The organism is bacterium (genome assembly GCA_023150945.1).
Taxonomy (GTDB): Bacteria; Zhuqueibacterota; Zhuqueibacteria; order Zhuqueibacterales; family Zhuqueibacteraceae; genus Coneutiohabitans.
The window spans coordinates 355,197-372,246 of record JAKLJX010000004.1 but is presented as its reverse complement, the minus strand read 5'-3'; the positions used below and the strand labels follow the sequence as shown (position 1 = coordinate 372,246).

Annotated in this window: 11 protein-coding genes; 9 read left to right on the top strand and 2 right to left on the bottom strand. The window is 57.0% G+C overall.

Translation table 11 applies throughout. From position 1 onward, the window contains the following. Nucleotides 1–79 precede the first annotated feature (79 nt). Both L6R21_08205 and L6R21_08200 read right to left on the bottom strand, forming a co-directional pair. Entirely contained in the window at nucleotides 80–2,080 is a 2,001-nt protein-coding gene (locus tag L6R21_08205) for a hypothetical protein (GenBank protein ID MCK6559169.1), read from the bottom strand. 71 nt (nucleotides 2,081–2,151) lie between these two features. Continuing rightward, on the bottom strand, nucleotides 2,152–3,612 hold the full coding sequence (locus L6R21_08200) for a peptidylprolyl isomerase (protein MCK6559168.1): 1,461 nt from the start codon (nucleotides 3,610–3,612) through the stop codon (nucleotides 2,152–2,154). Nucleotides 3,613–3,933: 321 nt separating this feature from the next. Here L6R21_08200 and L6R21_08195 point away from each other — a divergent pair, with 321 nt between their 5' ends. The 9 genes from L6R21_08195 to L6R21_08155 all read left to right on the top strand — a co-directional run bounded on the left by L6R21_08195 (nucleotide 3,934) and on the right by L6R21_08155 (nucleotide 16,945). After that, nucleotides 3,934–5,889, top strand: coding sequence for a tetratricopeptide repeat protein (locus tag L6R21_08195; protein MCK6559167.1), 1,956 nt, complete (start codon nucleotides 3,934–3,936; stop codon nucleotides 5,887–5,889). Nucleotides 5,890–6,590: 701 nt separating this feature from the next. Next, the gene (locus L6R21_08190) at nucleotides 6,591–6,959 is read left to right on the top strand and encodes a hypothetical protein (protein ID MCK6559166.1); all 369 of its coding nucleotides are present in this window, start codon (nucleotides 6,591–6,593) and stop codon (nucleotides 6,957–6,959) included. 91 nt (nucleotides 6,960–7,050) lie between these two features. After that, entirely contained in the window at nucleotides 7,051–8,877 is a 1,827-nt protein-coding gene (locus L6R21_08185) for an FG-GAP-like repeat-containing protein (GenBank protein ID MCK6559165.1), read from the top strand. Between the two features lie 464 nt (nucleotides 8,878–9,341). Further along, nucleotides 9,342–9,707 (top strand): hypothetical protein, encoded by a 366-nt coding sequence (locus L6R21_08180; GenBank protein MCK6559164.1) that lies wholly within the window; start codon nucleotides 9,342–9,344, stop codon nucleotides 9,705–9,707. Nucleotides 9,708–9,832: 125 nt separating this feature from the next. Continuing rightward, the gene (locus L6R21_08175) at nucleotides 9,833–11,692 is read left to right on the top strand and encodes an FG-GAP-like repeat-containing protein (protein ID MCK6559163.1); all 1,860 of its coding nucleotides are present in this window, start codon (nucleotides 9,833–9,835) and stop codon (nucleotides 11,690–11,692) included. An 891-nt stretch (nucleotides 11,693–12,583) separates the two neighbouring features. After that, a complete protein-coding gene (locus tag L6R21_08170) occupies nucleotides 12,584–12,949 on the top strand; it encodes a hypothetical protein (GenBank protein MCK6559162.1) in 366 nt (121 codons plus the stop codon). An 86-nt stretch (nucleotides 12,950–13,035) separates the two neighbouring features. After that, nucleotides 13,036–14,889 (top strand): FG-GAP-like repeat-containing protein, encoded by a 1,854-nt coding sequence (locus L6R21_08165; protein MCK6559161.1) that lies wholly within the window; start codon nucleotides 13,036–13,038, stop codon nucleotides 14,887–14,889. 478 nt (nucleotides 14,890–15,367) lie between these two features. Then, a complete protein-coding gene (locus L6R21_08160; protein ID MCK6559160.1) occupies nucleotides 15,368–15,832 on the top strand; it encodes an Lrp/AsnC family transcriptional regulator in 465 nt (154 codons plus the stop codon). 108 nt (nucleotides 15,833–15,940) lie between these two features. After that, complete coding sequence (locus L6R21_08155) at nucleotides 15,941–16,945, top strand: EamA family transporter (GenBank protein MCK6559159.1); 1,005 nt, start codon at nucleotides 15,941–15,943, stop codon at nucleotides 16,943–16,945. Nucleotides 16,946–17,050 lie beyond the last annotated feature (105 nt).

The window sequence follows — 17,050 nt, the reverse complement described above, 5'->3', positions numbered from 1 at the left end:
GAGAATCGCAGTTACCACCGGCGCGACTGCAACTCCCGACCCCTCATTTGGTGCAGGCCAGCGCCTTCATTTCACACCTCTACTCCTGCAATCGGCTGCGCAGTGTGGCGAGAAAATCGCCGGCGAGTTTGTTATGAGGATCGATAGCGAGCGCCGCCTGCAGCTTCTGCTCCGCTTCCGCATAGCGCTGCAAATTCGTGAGCGCGCCGCCCCAAAGATAAAGCACGAAGGACCGGTAGGATGAATCGAACTGAGACCGCATGTCATCGCACTGAATGGCGCGCGCCAACGCCGCTTCCGCTTCGGCAAGGCGCGCAAGAAACATGCAAGCCTTGCCCACGCCGGCATGCGCAAACGCAGAGGTCGGTTGCAGCCTTGCGGCCTGCGCATAGGCGCTGCGGGCAGCCTCATAGTCCTGCAGTGAGAACAGCGCATCCCCCTGCTTTTCCCACAACCCCGCTTCACCGGGATATTGCGCTGCCAGCGCGCGAAATTCCGCCAGCGCCAGCTCGAACCGTTTGTGTTGCATGAGCTGGTCGCCGAAGTTCAAATGCGCCTGCGCCCAGGTGATCTCCCGGTTGACGTAGCGAATCGCTGTTTGCGTGGCAAGCGGCGCCACTTCCGCCGGAAGCGCCACCTCCAGGTCGACTTTCTTTCGGAACGGCCACTCCGAAGTGAGTTGCAACACCCGCAGGCGGCCGAATTCTTCATCGAGCGCGGTGATGTTGAGCTGCCGCACCTCCTCCGGCAGGCGGGCAATGGCGGTGGCATCGCTGCCGGTAGGCAGCAAACCTGCAGCCAGCAAGCGCTGCAGGAATGCCTTTGCCATCATGGCATAGCCGGTAACGGTGGGATGAAGATGCTCGCAAATGAATTCATCGCCAATGAGGCCCAGCGGGCTGCGCTCGCCAAACGTCCGTTCCATCTCCACCAACGGCACCTTGCGCTGCGCACTCACCCGGTGAATGATGGCATTGAGCGTGCCGGGCGCGCGAAACGGCAGCGCATCACGATCGCGGCTGAGCGCAAACAAATGCGCCGCTTCTTTCACCTCGCCGCGTGCCTGCCACGCCTGCGCTTGGCGGTAACACAATTCTGCATGCGTGGAATCGATGCCGGCCGCCGCCGCGAATCGCACGAGCGCGGAATCGGGCCGGCCCGCCTGCAGATGCTGCCAGCCGGCCGTGAATGCCGCCTGCCAGCGTTGCTTTTCCGCCGGCGTAAGCGAAGCCTGCGCCAGCGCCACAAACGGTGGCTGCTCACGGAGATTGCACACGAGATCGCTGATCACCACCGGCACGCGCGCCCGTTGCGCCACTGCCAGTGCATCAAGAAGATTCTGCTCGAAGGTCCGTTCGGTCAACTGCCGCAGCTCACTCTCCACGGGGATCGTCTGCTCGCGTGCCATCTGCTGCATCACCGGCGCGGTGAAGTCTGCCGCGCTTTTGCCGCCGCGCACGGCACGGGAAGCTTTGCGTATCACTTCTTGCAGCAGCCGGAACGTGCGCCAACGCAGCAGTCGCAGATAGAGATTGATCAGGCTGCGGTTGGTTCCCAGATGGAAATTCGAGCCCGCGCCCAGCGCGCCATAGAATTCATTGTGGCCGACGTAAATCAAAATCACATCCGGCTGCAGCGCGACGACTTCCGGCATCAGGTCGCGCACGGTGAAACTGTTGGTCGCGGCAATTCCCAAGTTGAGCACTTCCACCTCGCGTTGCGGCAGCAGCATCTGCAGATACGTGCGCAAAATGCCGGGCAGGGTGGCGTTCTTGTTGTAGGGAAATCCCGCCATGCTCGATTCACCCAGGCAGATCACGCGCAGGATTTGCGGCGATTTGCTGAAGCGCACTCTCCCCTCTTCGGTTTGCCGCGCGAATTCCGGCGCCATACCGAAGTAGCGCCGCGCCACGTTTTGGTTGATCTCCCACCACTCGCCCTCTGCCTCCACGACTTTGCGGGCCAGCGCAAAATCGCTGCCGTCATCCAACCGGCGCAGCCCTCCCTCCACCAGCAGCAGAAACAGCGCCGGCAGCAGCAGCAAGATGACTGTGAAAGTTATGCGCTTGGAACGCGACAATGGCGGTCGCGACGATGATGTTTGCCGCGACGCCGGACGGAGTGCAGCAGGAGATTTGCGGTTGCGCTTGCTCATTCTGGCGGCGGTACCGGGGCGGAATAACCCATTTTTGCGAAGATCTTTTCCTGCCAATTCGGAAGGTTTTCCAGCGGCAGGGGCAGGGGCACGACCATGCGTCCGGGAAAATGCGTCTTCAAGGCCAGCATGCCGGCATTGCGCACCACCACCTGGCGCAGCTCTGCTTGATCGATGGTGATGTTCAGCGAATCGGACAGCGCAAGCAGCGTTACGGTCAAGCGCCGCAGTTGTTCGTCGCTGAGTGCGGGCATTTCTTGTTCATCCATTGCCCCGCTGTCTGGCAGCAGCATTTGCCGCAGCAGGTGGCGCGCCGTCAAATTGTCGCGCCACATCGCCACCTCTCCCTTGACCTCCGCGGACTGATCGAGTCCGCGGCGCGCGGCTTCTTTGTAAATGTACTCCTGCTCCACCATCGCCAGCAGTGCCTGCCGCAAGCTGAAACGAAAACTGCGGCGCTGGCTGAAGTCCAAACTCTGCCGGCCCACGCTCAGGCGCTGCAGAAACTCGCGCATCGTCCACGTGCTGCCGTCGTCGAAGGTCACCAACACTTCCTGCCAGTGCGCTGCGAGGCCGGCTTCAGCGCGGGAAAATTCCTGCTGGCTGAGCGGTGAGGGATTGGGTTCGCGGCCGCCGGCAGCTTGGCCGAGAAACAATTCCTCGAGACGCTCGACCAGAAACTTGAAGCGCTCCGGCGGAATCGCAGTACGTTTGCCGATCATCATTTGCTTGAAGGAATCGGCAAAGGCGGCACTGCGTTTGCGCTTGAGCAGATTACGCGCAATCGTTTCACGTTTCTCTTGAAAGTCAGCCTCGGTCGGAAACGCATCAACTGTTTCGCCCAGGAGACCGGCAACATAGTACTCGCCCAGCGAGAGAATCGGCGCGGAAAGCTCGCCGGCCTTGAGGGTGAAGAGTTCGTCTTCGATCGCAGGCGCGGCGCTGCCCCATCTCACCTGCATGGTATCCACCTGCGGCCGGCTCCCACCGAGCGCCGGTGCCAGCGCCTGCGGAAAGGTTTCACCTGCCAGAACCCGCTGTCGAAATTGCTCGGCCTCCTGCCGCGTTTTGAACGAGGCAGATTGAATCTGCAGCACGCGGCGCTGGCGGGCGTAGGCCTGCCGCAACTCGGCCTCCGAGATTTCGATCTTGGCGGCGACTTCCAGGTGGTGAAAGGCCTCGATGGTTGCCTCGCGCTTGATTTGTTCGAGGAAAGCCAGCGTACGGGCGGGCGGCGCCAGGCGTTGTCGCTCTGCCTCGAGCGCCAGCAACTTCTCGGCAATCAGCGCGCCGAGAAAGGGCACTTTGGCGTATTCGGGATTTTGATATTGCAGCAGGCGGGGATTGAGTTCAAAGCGGTCGCGAAACTCCTCGGCTGTGATGGCCAGCTTGCCGACGGTCGCGACCACCGCCGGCTTCGGTTCGCGCGTGCAGCCGGCAGCCGAAAGAGCCAGCATAACAACAACGGCCGCGCGCAACACTTGGGGAGGTAAGAACGCGGGATTCCGATTCATACGATTAGGCCACTGACGGACCGGCGAACACGCGCTTTGAGAAGGGTTGTCGCCACAGAGGTCATCCAGAAGGGATCTTGTGAATTTTCGGCAAAACTCGAATGCTCTACATGATTTTCTCAAGAACGCTCGAAATGAATTGCTCCACTTCAGCATCGCGGCAACGCTGGCGAATATACAAAATTCCCGCCAATGTCAAAACCGAAAACACCGTTGCCGGAGAAAGGGGTTGATATTTGTCAGTGCTGCAGCTACTTTTCCGCCATGCAAACGCACCTCAGTTGGGCCAGGAAGCTTTTCTTCTACGTGCTGCTCGCCCTCAGTCCGCTGGCCATCCTCGGCTTGATCGAGCTGGGCCTGCGCCTTGCCGGCTACGGCGAGGATGTCTCCTTGTTTGTCACGCTCGAAAAAAATCAGAATTACTGGATCACCAACCCTAATGTCGGGCGGCGCTATTTCCTGCGCCGGGATTTTCTGCCGGCCACTTCCTACGACGCCTTCCTCAAACAGAAGCCGGCCAACGCCTTCCGCATTTTTGTTTTGGGAGAATCGGCTGCCGCGGGTTTTCCCCATCTCAACAACGGCGCTTTCTCACGCATGCTGCGCGAGCATCTGCAGCAGGCACGGCCTGATCTCCGCATCGAAATGGTGAATCTGGCATTGCCGGCAGTGAGCAGTTACGCCCTGCTCGACTTCGCCGATGAGCTGGCCGGCTACGCGCCGGATGCAGTGCTCATCTACGCGGGCCACAACGAATTCTATGGCGCGTTTGGCAGCGCCTCCACCGAGTCGCTCGGCCGGCGCCGCGGTTGGATCAGGCTCTATCTGCGGCTGCAGCACCTCAAACTGATGCAACTGTTGCGCCGTTCTCTGCTGCAGCTCACCTCTGCTTCCGGCGCGCTCGCTCCTCGTGAAAGCGGCACGCTGATGGCCCGCCTCGCCGAAGAGAAGCAAATTCCCCTGGGCAGCGCGCTTTATACTCTCACCGCGCACCAGTTTCATGACAATCTCGACGAGCTGGTGGCGCTGCTGCAAAGCCGCGGCCTCAAAGTGATGTTGAGTGATTTGCCCAGCAATTTCAGCGGCCTGCCGCCGTTTGCCTCGCTGCATGGGGCCCGCAGCGATCGCACCCAGTGGCAGCGTTGCTTCGAGCAGGCCATGCGGCTGGCAGCCGCCGACAGTTGTGCTGCCGCGCTCGCGTGGTTCAACCGGGCGGCAGAGATCGACAGCCTGCCGGCGCGCTTGCACTTTGAAAGAGGGAATTGCCTCCTGCGGCTGGGAAGAGCATCAGAAGCACGCGCAGCCTTCACGGCCGCCCGCGACTTGGACGGCCTGCGTTTCCGCGCCAGCAGCGATTTCAATCGCATCATTCACGCGGTCGCACGCAGCCGCAATCTGCCGGTGATCGCGATGGCCGATACCTTTGCCGCGCACTCGCCGCACGGCATTATCGGCAATACGCTGCTGTTCGAGCATGTCCATCCCAACCTCGACGGGCATCTACTGATCGCCAGAGCGTTCGGCGCGCAACTGCAACGCCTCGGCTGGCTGCCGCCGCCAGCGGGCGCGATTTCGCCGTTGGACACGTTGCCGTGGCGCGTGCAGGGAGTGACGGCATTGGATGAAGAAGTTGTACGTTTGCGGCTGGCCGTGCTCACTTCCAACTGGCCGTTCACGGCCGCAGCCAACAGCTTTGTGCCGTTGCAATACCAGCCGCAGAATCGCCTGCAAGAACTGGCCTATGCCCTGTTGCGCGAAGAAACCAGTTGGGATCAGGCGCATGCTGAGCTTGCGGATTACTATCTCAAGAACAAGCTGCCGGACTTGGCGGCGCGAGAATACGAGGCGCTGGTGATCGGCATGCCCTACGTGGTTGCGCCCTATCTGCGGCTCGGGCTGACTTATCTTGGCCTCAATCGCCTGCCTGAAGCGTACGAGATATTTGAGCAATCCCTGGCGGTCGAGCCGACGGCGCTGGCGCACAAGTGGCTGGGAACCATCGCCGTTCATCGCAATGAGCTGGCGCAGGGCTTGCGTTATTTGCATCAGGCGCTGCAACAGGAGCCGAACGATCCCGAGTCGCTTTACAATCTCTCGATCGGCTGTGCAAAGAGCGGGGATTTCGTGGCTGCGCGGCAATTCGCAAGGCAATTGCTGCAAGCCCATCCCCGCTATCCCGGCGCAGCGGAGCACTGGCAGAGATTGCAAGCCATGAAGTAGGTGGCCGCCCGGGCGGTAAAGTCCGCTGTCATCCCGAAGGGAACTCGTGAAGACTCAAGCACAGCCCCAGGCAATTCGCAAACCCCAGCCCGCATGAGCCGAAACCGAAAAGCAAAGCCTCACGCAAAGCCGCTAAGACGCAAAGAATGCGCAAAGCTCTTCTTTGCGAAACCTTCGCGGCTTGGCGCCTTCGCATGAATAGCTTTGTTTTTTTCACTGCGAGCAGCAGCCCACCAGAGATTCTGCAAACAGCCTCGGGCAGGCCCGCACGGCCAGTTTGCGGTCGCGGCACAGATTGTTACAAAAAATTCAACAAATTTTCCTTGACAATGTCAATTTCGTTTTCTTTCTTGCGTCGTCAATATAGGAACACAAGGTGGGAGCGGGGGTCTCTCTCGTCTCTCTCGTCTCTCTCGTCTCTCTCGTCTCTCGCTTTGTCATGGGATGTTTGATGCCATTTTAGGCGATCCCTGCCATGAAGAAACACCGCTTTCATGGCCGCTGCACGTTTTGCTGAGCTTCCTCCCACCCGGCTTTTTCTTGCTCTCCAAAAAGGAAAAGCTTTGGCAGCCTGCTGAGAGACCACCAAAGCTTCTCAACCAAAAAGCACCCGATGATACTCATTGGCCTCTTGAGAAGCAAGGGTTTCTTTGCGGCTGCCAAGCTCACACGTGAATGCTTTCTCAAGAAAGGAGTTTCAAATGAAACGCTTCTTGGCTGTTCTCGCCCTCCTGCTTGCCGTGGTGGCTCTGGCAACCTCTGCCTTTGAGTCCAAAGCCCGGCCCGTGGACAACATTCAATTTGCGGGGTACGTAAAATACAGGATTGGCACCCCAGCACCACCCAACACGGAAGTCAGGATTTTTCTTGGCAGTGAGCTGAAGAGGACAATATACCTTCAGCACAGCGACGGCCGCTATCAGATTCGCGGTAGCGATGAAGAGTTTCCCACCGGCAGCTACACCCTCAAGGGAGATGATCTCGTCGGCATGCTGGGCGTGGAAACGAACGTGAGTCATACGATTCATGTCTCTACAGATCAGGATATCATTCTTGATACGGCCTACTGAATCACCTCAGCACTCTTATTGCTGACTTCCCTTGCGAGACCGAGACAACAACCTTGTCTCGGTCTTCTATTTCTGGAGAAGAAGAACGCACATGCAAGATCATATTCCTGTTGAATTGACGTTGGTTTTTCTATTGGCATCCTATTGTTTGAAAACCCATGCCCAGGAGAGACCGTCCCCTGCACCAGGATTTCCAACGCTGATTGATTCAATTGGCCCAACGGGCCCTCAAGAGGGGGCGATGCTGGCTGATCTCGATCGCGACGGCCGGCTCGATATCATTGTTGCTAGCAGCAAAACGGTCTATGCTTTCAGGAGTGAGGGCAGCTTGTTACCTGGCTGGCCGCAGAAAACTACTTTTAATACTATCCACTCTCCGGCAGTCGGTGACCTGAACGGTGACGGTACCCTCGAAATTATAACGTTGGACAGGGAGGGCCTCAGCCGGCAAAGCTTCGTCTATGCTTGGGCTTGTAACGGCATACCTCTACCGGGCTTCCCGGTGCGGTTGGAGATGGGGGTGGGTGCCATTTCGTTGTTTGATTTGGACAACGATGGTGATCTGGAAATCATGGGAGGTTTTGGTCAGAAATTCTACGTCTTTCATCACGATGGCTCTATTCTGCCGGGTTGGCCGAAGCAATTGGCGCCCTTTTATCCAATGAGCAAGGCCAGCGTCGGTGATCTTAACCGTGATGGGTTCGCCGAAATCGTGATTGCCGCTGAATTCATTGCACCACAAAAGAATCAAAGTCTTGGCCGTTTGTATGCTTGGGATTGTAATGGGAATATTCCTGCAGGATGGCCAATCGACACGCCAAGCGGTTATCTTTATGCCAGTCGGTGCGATCCCGCGCTGGTCGATGTTGATCGTGACGGCTTCCTCGAGATTGCCGTAGGCAGTTACGTCGACGACCTTCGCCTGCCTCCCGGGTATGCGATTCTATACCGTCATGACGGCACGATCATGCCGGGTTGGCCAATCTACACCGCGGGCACAGATTCGCTCTACGAATTCGGCGCCGGCCCGGCGGTCGCCAATCTCGACGACGATGAAGAACCGGAGCTGATCTTTGCCGATCTTTACGATCACATCGTCGCCTGGAATGGCGATGGCAGCTTGGTGCCAAACTGGCCGGTCCTTCTCGGGCAATTGGATTCCATCCTCGTCGGTCGGTCAACATTCATCAATCCCTCGGCGGGAGATATTGATGGCGATGGCAACGTGGAGATTTTGACCAATAACAACCAGGCCGAACTGATCGATGGCATATGGCTGGGGCGAATCTATGCTTTCAACCATGATGCCAGCAGTCTGCCCTGGTCACCGCTACGGCCGCGACAAACGGCCGCCATCAATACTGTCGCGATGGGAGATTTGGAAGGTGACGGCACTCTGGAACTGATAACCCTTTCCGGCGATACACGGGATCGCGAAGTCTGGCTCACCGTCTGGCAAATCCCCGGCGTGCCTTATGTCAAAGAGCGCTTTCCCTGGCCGATGTACGGCCATGACCGCTGGCATACTTCGCAATATGGTTTCGAGCTGCCGGACGAGCCTTCGGTGCGAGTTGATGACAGAAATCCAACCGGCGCGCTGCCGACGGAGTTTGCACTCGAACAGAACTATCCCAATCCCTTTATGCTCTCCGCCAAGGCTGCTGGCGCATTCACTGAAATCCGCTTTGCGCTGCCCCGAGCCGCGCAGGTGCAGATTCGCCTCTTCGATATCTTGGGAGCCGAAGTCAAATCCTGGGCAATGATGAAGCCTGCCGGTGTGCATCAATTCCGCTGGAACGGCCGGGACAACCGTGGCCAGCCTTTGCCCCGTGGAGTCTATTTCTATCGGTTGGAAGCAGCTTCAGCGGCGGGTAGCGTCGTGCTCACCAAGAAGCTGCTGCTGATGCGGCAGAGGTAGAACTGCCTGGGCGGTAATGTCCGCTGTCATCCCGTTGTCATCTTGCAGAGAAAAGCCTGAAAATCCTGCTTGACAATGAGTTTTTTTTCTTATTCTGCCGTCGCCGGTTCAACGGCATGGTGGGAATGGGGAGTTGATCTCTCACGCCTGGCAGCACACTGGTATCCTCTGCCGCGCTTTCCCCTCTCACTCTGCCCAAAGAGATCAAACGCTATTTTTCTTAGGCGATCACCGCCATGAAGAAACACCGCTTTCATGGCCGCTGCACGTTTTGCTGAGCTTCCCCCCGCCCGGCCTTTTCTTCCTCTCCAAAAAAGAAAAGCTTTGGCAGCCTGCAGAGAGACCACCAAAGCTTCTCAACCAAAAAGCACCCGATGATACTCATTGGCCTCTTGAGAAGCAAGTGTTTCTTTGCGGCTGCCGCGGCGTATGCTTGAATGCTTTCTCAAGAAAGGAAATTTCCGATGAAACGTTTAATCATCTTCTTCGCAGCGGCGCTTGCCCTCCTTTTGGTGGGGCTTGCCGTGTTGAAGTCGGAAGCGCGCACGCCCAGCAGCACGCAGTTCTATGGCAAGGCGATTCACATGAATGGTGAGCCGGCCGACAAGGGCACAGTTGTTCGAGCATGGCTTGGAGGTGTTCCAGTGGAATCTCCTGGTGAAGTGTGGGATACGAGAGGCAACTTTTACATCGGTGGAGACAACTCAGATTTCCCAACCGGAACCTATTCAATTCATGCAGATGATGGTCACTGGACAGGTTCCGTCTCAGCCTACCATACCCAAGGCAGCGCCACTCATACCGATGACATCATCATGGTTCCTTACTGAGCCTGAGGTATTGTCTGTTCTTCATTCATAGGAAACTCGCTGCCTTATCGGCAAGCCATTCGGGCGTTGATCCCGACCTCTCGGGATCAACGCCTCATTGTATGGTATGCGACAGGAGGATTTTCATGTTGGCATCTCACTCCGTTCAGCACTGGCCGCCTCTTGTGATTCTGCTGTTAATCTTGAGCCCCTTCAGGTTGTTCTCACAACCGTCACCTGTCCTCCGCGAAGGCTTCCCAATTCTTCTGGAATCGGGAACATATACTTCGCCTCACGAAGGCCCAAACTTGGCAGATCTCAATCGTGATGGCAAGTTGGAGATTCTGGTGTCGAGCGGTCGCAGGGTCTACGCGTTTCGAAGCGACGGCAGTCTCCTGCCCGGCTGGCCGCAAACCACAACGCATGAAACCAGAGAACCTGCGGTCATTGGCGATTTGGATCATGATGGCAACTTGGAAGTTGTAACCGTTGACTATTCGTACGACGTTGATTCGGCGCACACCCATGAAAGTTTCCTGTATGCCTGGACTCATGACGGCAACCTTCTTCCCAATTTCCCGCTGGCACTGCGGGATGGCTTCGAACCACTCACGCTCTATGATTTGGACAACGATGGCGACCTGGAAATCGTTGGCAACTTCAACACCAGGGTCTATGTCTTTCATCATGACGGCATCGTCGCCAGCGGCTGGCCGCAAGACATTGCGCCTTTTTACCCAATTGCAAAAGCGTCGATTGGGGACATCGATGCCAACGGCCAACCCGAGATTGTGTTACCTGGGCAATATGCGGCGGATCGCTTCGAGGATTACCTCGGCCGATTGTATGTTTGGCGGCCCAATGGCGAGTCGCTGGCAGGCTGGCCGTTAACATTACCCGACAACTACACGTTTGCTTATTCAAACGATGCTGTGCTCGTAAATGTAGACTTGAATGGCCCACTGGAGATCGCCGTGGGAACATTTAAGTTCATTCCTCCCGTTGTCAGAGGCTTTGCCGCGCTCTATCGCCATGATGGCAACCTGATGCCCGGTTGGCCGCATTTTACCGTCGCAGCGGATTCTCTCAATGGCTTTCAGTCAGGGCCAGCAGCCGGCGATCTCGACGCTGATGGTTTCCCGGATTTGATCTTCGGCGATGGCTTTGATCACCTCGTTGCTTGGAAAGGCGACGGCACTCTGGTCCCGGGGTGGCCTGTCATATTCCGAGAAATCGGCAATCCGTTGGTTGGAGATGTTACTCTTTCCAACCCCTGTGCCGGCGACATTGATCATGATGGAAAAGTTGAGATCTTTGCAACAAATGCCGGCGGTTCCTTCGTTGATGGTATCTGGATCGGCAGCATTCCCGTCTTTGATCATGATGGCACATTGCTGCCGTGGTTTCTGCGACCACGGCAACTAGCGGGTCTCAATAGCGTTGCCCTGGGAGATTTGGATGAAAATGGTTCTGTAGATGTTGTCACCGTGTCAACCGGGCGCTCTCACGAAAGACTCCCCAAAGAGACTTGGCTCACCGTCTGGGAAATCCCCGGCGTGCCTTATGTCAAAGAGCGCTTCCCCTGGCCGATGTACGGCCATGACCGCTGGCACACTTCGCAATACGGTTTCGAGCTGCCGGATGAGCCTTCGGTGCGAGTTGAAGACAGAAACCAATCCCACGCGCTGCCGGCAACGTTTGCACTCGAACAGAATTATCCCAATCCCTTTGTTCTCTCGCAAAATGCTACTAGCCATTTCACCGAAATCCGCTTTGCGCTGCCCCAAGCCGCGCAGGTGCAGATTCGCCTCTTCGATATCTTGGGAGCGGAAGTTAAAACTTGGGCGATGATGAAGCCTGCCGGCGTGCATCAATTCCGTTGGAACGGTAGAGACAACCGCGGCCAGCCCCTGCCCAGCGGAGTCTATTTCTATCGCTTGGAAGCGGCTTCAGCGGCGGCCAGTGTTTCTCTCACCAAAAAGCTGCTGCTGATGCGGCAGAGGTAGAACTGCCTGGGGTTAGAATCTGATGATGCGGCAGTTCACCGCCCGGGCGGTAAAGTCCGCTGTCATCCCGCAGGGAACTTGTGAAGACTCAACCACAGCTCCCAGCAATTTGGCAATCAACAACCCGCACAAGCCGAAACCGAAAAGCAAAGCCTCACGCAAAGTCGCTAAGACGCAAAGAATGCGCAAAGCTCTTCTTTGCGAAACCTTCGCGGCTTTGCGCCTTCGCATGAGACGTTTTGCTTTTTGCACTGAGGGGAACAACCCACGCGAGACCCGGCAAACGCCGTCATCCCGCAGAGACCTTGTGAAGACCCAGGCACAGCGCCGTCATCCCGTAGGGACCTTGTGAAGACCCAGGCACAGCGCCGTCATCCCGCAGAGACCTTGTGCAGCCTCATGCGCACCTCCCAGAACATTCGCAGGCTGCCTGGCAAAATGACAGCACCAATCCCCGGTTTCTCTCCTGCCGCTTGCAAAGAAAAGCCTGAAAATGCTGCTTGACAAAGAGTTTTTTCTTTTTCTTATTCTGCCGCCGGTTCAACGGCATGGTGGGAATGGGGAGTCGACCTCTCGCGCCTGGCAACACACCGCTCTCCTCCGCCGCGCTTTCCCCTCTCACTCTGCCCAAAGAGATCAAATGCCATTTTAGGCGATCCCTGCCATGAAGAAACACCGCTTTCATGGCCGCTGCACGTTTTGCTGAGCTTCCTCCCACCCGGCTTTTTCTTGCTCTCCAAAAAAAGAAAAGCTTTGGCAGCCTGCTGAGAGACCACCAAAGCTTCTCAACCAAAAAGCACCCGATGATACTCATTGGCCTCTTGAGAAGCAAGGGTTTCTTTGCGGCTGCCAGGCCATACGTGAATGCTTTCTCAAGAAAGGAAATTACCGATGAAACGTCTGATTGTTTTCTTCGCAGCGGCGCTTGCCCTCCTTTTGGTGGGGCTTGCCGCGTTGAAGTTGGAAGCGCGCACGCCGAGCAGCACGCAGTTCTATGGCAAGGCGATTCTCATGAATGGCGAACCGGCGGAACAATACACAGAAGTTCAAGCTTGGCTTGGAGGTGCGCCAATCGGCAATCCTGGCTATGTTTGGGATACGAGGGGAAACTACATTATCGAAGGATCTGATTCAGACTTTCCCACCGGCACTTATTCCGTTCATGCAGATGACGGTCACTGGACGGGATCCGTCTCAGCCTACCATATCCAAGGCAGCGCCACTCATACCGATGACATCATCATGGTTCCTTACTGAGCCTGAGGTACTGTCTGTTTCTCATTCCGGCGGTGATTCCGGCTTTTGGGATCACCGCCTTCAATCTTCGCGACGGGAGAAGTTCCATGTCATCATCCCGCTGGCTGCAGCGCTGGCCGCTCATTTCATTGTTGCTTTTCGGCCCGGTGGGACTGTTCTCACAGCCGGTCCCTGTGTTAAGCGAGGGTTTTCCGATTCTGCTCGAATCAGGAAAATACACCTCGCCTCGTGCCGGCCCGAATCTGGCGGATCTCAACCGCGACGGCAAGTTGGAGATTCTGGTGTCGAGCGGCCGCAGGGTCTACGCGTTTCGAAGCGACGGCAGTCTCCTGCCCGGCTGGCCGCAAACCACAACGCATGAAACCAGAGAACCTGTGGTCATTGGCGATTTGGATCATGATGGCAACTTGGAAGTTGTAACGGTTGACTATTCGTATGACGTTGATTCTGCGCATACCCATGAAAGTTTCCTGTATGCCTGGACTCATGACGGCAACCTTCTTCCCAATTTCCCGGTGGCATTGCGGGATGGCTTCGAACCACTCACGCTTTATGATCTGGACAACGATGGCGACCTGGAAATCGTTGGCAACTTCAACACCAGCGTCTATGTCTTTCATCATGACGGCACCGTCGCCAGCGGCTGGCCGCGAGACATTGCGCCTTTTTACCCAATTGCAAAGGCGTCGATTGCGGACATCGATGCCGATGGCGAACCCGAGATTGTCATGCCGGGGCAATATGCGGCGGATCGCTTCGAGGATTATCTCGGCCGGTTGTATGTTTGGCGGCCCAATGGCGAGCCGCTGCCAGGCTGGCCGATCACGCTGCCGCAGAACTATACCTTCGCAGCCGGCAGCGATGCCGCGCTGGCTGATGTTGATCTGAATGGTACGCTGGAGGTCGCAGTGGTAACTTTCAAGTTTGTTCCTCCCGATCTGTTCGGTTATGCTGCGCTCCACCGTTACGATGGCACGATGATGCCCGGTTGGCCACATTTTTCGGTTGGCGGAGTACCTGTTGCCGGCTACTATTCACGTCCTGCAATGGCAGATATCGACCAAGACAGTTTTCCGGATTTCATAGCCGTCACCAATTATGATCATATGGCAGCGTGGAAGGGCGACGGTACTTTTGTTTCAGGCTGGCCTGTGATCTTGAGTGAAGTTGACGCAACCACGAGAGGCCCCAGCACTTTTTGCAGCTCCGCGATTGGTGACATCGATGGGGATGGACTTTTGGAGATTGCCTTAAGCAATAATGAGCAGGTTTTTGCCGGCAGTGTTTTGAGAGGCCGGATTTCCATTCTTAATCACGATGCGACCAGACAGTCGTTTTCGCCTTTGTATTTGCGGCAAAATGTTGGCTTCAATACCGTCGCACTGGGTGATTTGGATTGCGATGGCACTACAGAAATCGCAGCAGTATCAAGTGGCCGTCCTGACTCACTAACAAAAGAGACTTGGCTCACCGTTTGGCAAATCCCCGGCGTGCCTTATGTCAAAGAGCGCTTCCCCTGGCCGATGTACGGCCATGACCGCTGGCACACTTCGCAATACGGCTTCGAGCCGCCGGATGAGCCTTCGGTGCGAGTTGAAGACAAAAAACAGTCCGGCGCGCAGCCCGAAATGTTTGCGCTCGAACAAAACTATCCCAATCCCTTTGTTCTCACCGCCAAGGCTGCTGGCGCATTCACTGAAATCCGCTTTGCGCTGCCCCAAGCCGCGCAGGTGCAGATTCGCCTCTTCGATATCCTGGGAGCGGAAGTCAAAACCTGGGCAATGATGAAGCCTGCCGGCGTGCATCAATTCCGTTGGAACGGCCGGGACAACCGCGGCCAGCCCCTGCCCAGCGGAGTCTATTTCTATCGCTTGGAAGCAGCTTCTGCAGTGACCAGTATTTCTCTCACCAAAAAGCTGCTGCTGATGCGGCAGAGGTAGAACTGCCTGGGGTTAGAATCTGATGATACGGCAGTTCACCGCCCGGGCGGTAATGTCCGCTGTCATCCAGTAAGGAACTTGTGAAGACTCAACCAGAGCCCTCTGTCATCCTGTAAGGACCTTGTGAAGACTCAACCACAGCTCCCAGCAATTTGGCAATCAACAACCCGCACAAGCCGAAACCGAAAAGCAAAGCCTCACGCAAAGCCGCCAAGACGCAAAGAATGCGCAAAGTTCTTCTTTGCCGAACCTTTGCGGCTTTGCGCCTGCGCATGAGACGTTTTGCTTTTTGCACTGAGGGTGACAGCCTGCACGAGATCTATCAGACGGTTTCAGGCTGGTCCGCGTGGTCGCGCCAAGGCCTGCAATGAATTCCCTCCTCGAGAACCTCCAGTTGGCCCCGCCACCCGGCACAGCCCGGCCGTGAAACAAATTTTTCCCCACCGGCGTATATTCTGCCCAAAACTGGAAAAGCAGAATGATCGACGAACTTGATGCGAAAATTCTGAACATTCTTCAGAAAAACGCACGAATTCCGAATGCTGAAATCGCGCGCCAAGTCGCGCTGGCCCCCTCCGCCGTGCTGGAGCGCATCCGCAAACTGGACGAGCGCGGTGTCATCGCTGGCTACGAAGTGCGCCTCGATGCCGCGGCACTTGGGTTCGGTCTGACCGCCTTTATTTTTGTCAAGACCGAGGAGAGCCTCGGCGGAAGCACGACCACCCGGCAAATTGCCAAACTGGCCGAGGTGCAGGAGATTCACAATGTCGCCGGCGAAGACTGCTATCTCCTCAAAGTGCGGGTGCAGGACACCCGGCATTTAATGGAATTCATGCGGGAAAAATTGGGCCGAATCAAGTCCGTGCGCTCCACACGCACCACCATCGTATTGGAAACGGTCAAGGAGTGCCGCACGCTTCCTCTTCCCGAAACAAACGGGTAAAGGTTTGTCCGCTTTTCCAATAGCGCGTCCGCCGAAGCCCTCTCGATCTGCCCGGCCAGTTTTGCTGTGCTCCAATCACCAAACCGCAAGGGACTTCTTGCAACCACTATGAACCAGCACACCCAGTTCAAACTGTTTGCCGCCTTTGCCGCCATCTACTTCATTTGGGGTTCGACCTACTTGGCGATCAAGTATGCGCTGACCGCCCTCCCTCCCTTCCTGATGATGGGAACGCGCTCGCTGGCCGCCGGCTTCATCCTTTACCTGTGGAGCCGTGCGCGCGGAGCAGGAAGAGTCAAAAGAGAAAACCTCCTGCCCCTCCTGACGATCGCAATCTTGTTCTTTCTGGTGGGTCACGGTTTGCTGGCGTGGGGACAGCAGCGAATCGCCTCCGGGTCCGCGGCGTTGCTGGTGGCTTCCGAGCCGTTGTGGATCGCGTTGATCGAGGCGTTTCTCGTGCGCGAAGACAAAGCGAGCCTTCGCACGATCATCGGGATGGCTTGCGGCCTCTCCGGCCTCGGCTTGCTATTGGCGCCCGGACAACAATTCAGCACGGCGCACTTGGATTTCGGCGGCGCATTCGCCATTCTCGTCGGCACACTGTCCTGGTCGATCGGTGCGGTCTATTCCCGGGTGGCCAAACTCCCCAGCACGCCGGCGCTGGTGGCCGGGCTACAACTCATGGTGGGCGGATTCCTGCTCATCCTCACCGGCCTGCTCATGGGTGAAGGCAGCCGGCTGCAAATCGCGGCGCTTTCCCTGCTGCCTCTCCTGAGCTGGGTGTATCTCGTCGTCTTCGGCTCAGTCGTTGCCTTCACTGCCTATGTTTGGCTGCTGCGCATCACTTCGGCAACGCGGGTGGCAACGCACACTTACGTCAATCCGGTAATCGCGGTGTTTCTCGGCTGGGCGCTGGCGGGCGAGCCGGTGTCCATGCAGACCTTCGCAGCGACGATCGTGATCGTTATCTCGGTTTATCTGGTGCTGGGACAAAATCGCGAGAGGCGCAACAGCAGCTTGCCCATTGCCAGCAAAACCAGAGCGGTTTCATCATCAAACGCAATGGATCCGTGGCCGCTCCCGGCCGTGGCGCCAAAACCGGAATCCAGCTAAAGGCGCGCTGTTTGAACCCGGCCGGGCAGCGCCACAACCCGATCTTTCCACCCGCAAAAAAAATCCCGCAGCCACCGCAAAGGGTGGCGCGGGATTTTTGGTTAC

Bases quoted from the DNA above. Each gene is read 5' to 3' on its own strand.
- L6R21_08200 (MCK6559168.1), bottom strand. From the start codon at position 3,612: ATGCTGGCTCTTTCGGCTGCCGGCTGCACGCGCGAACCGAAGCCGGCG.
- L6R21_08195 (MCK6559167.1), top strand. From the start codon at position 3,934: ATGCAAACGCACCTCAGTTGGGCCAGGAAGCTTTTCTTCTACGTGCTG.
- L6R21_08190 (MCK6559166.1), top strand. From the start codon at position 6,591: ATGAAACGCTTCTTGGCTGTTCTCGCCCTCCTGCTTGCCGTGGTGGCT.
- L6R21_08185 (MCK6559165.1), top strand. From the start codon at position 7,051: ATGCAAGATCATATTCCTGTTGAATTGACGTTGGTTTTTCTATTGGCA.
- L6R21_08180 (MCK6559164.1), top strand. From the start codon at position 9,342: ATGAAACGTTTAATCATCTTCTTCGCAGCGGCGCTTGCCCTCCTTTTG.
- L6R21_08175 (MCK6559163.1), top strand. From the start codon at position 9,833: ATGTTGGCATCTCACTCCGTTCAGCACTGGCCGCCTCTTGTGATTCTG.
- L6R21_08170 (MCK6559162.1), top strand. From the start codon at position 12,584: ATGAAACGTCTGATTGTTTTCTTCGCAGCGGCGCTTGCCCTCCTTTTG.
- L6R21_08165 (MCK6559161.1), top strand. From the start codon at position 13,036: ATGTCATCATCCCGCTGGCTGCAGCGCTGGCCGCTCATTTCATTGTTG.
- L6R21_08160 (MCK6559160.1), top strand. From the start codon at position 15,368: ATGATCGACGAACTTGATGCGAAAATTCTGAACATTCTTCAGAAAAAC.
- L6R21_08155 (MCK6559159.1), top strand. From the start codon at position 15,941: ATGAACCAGCACACCCAGTTCAAACTGTTTGCCGCCTTTGCCGCCATC.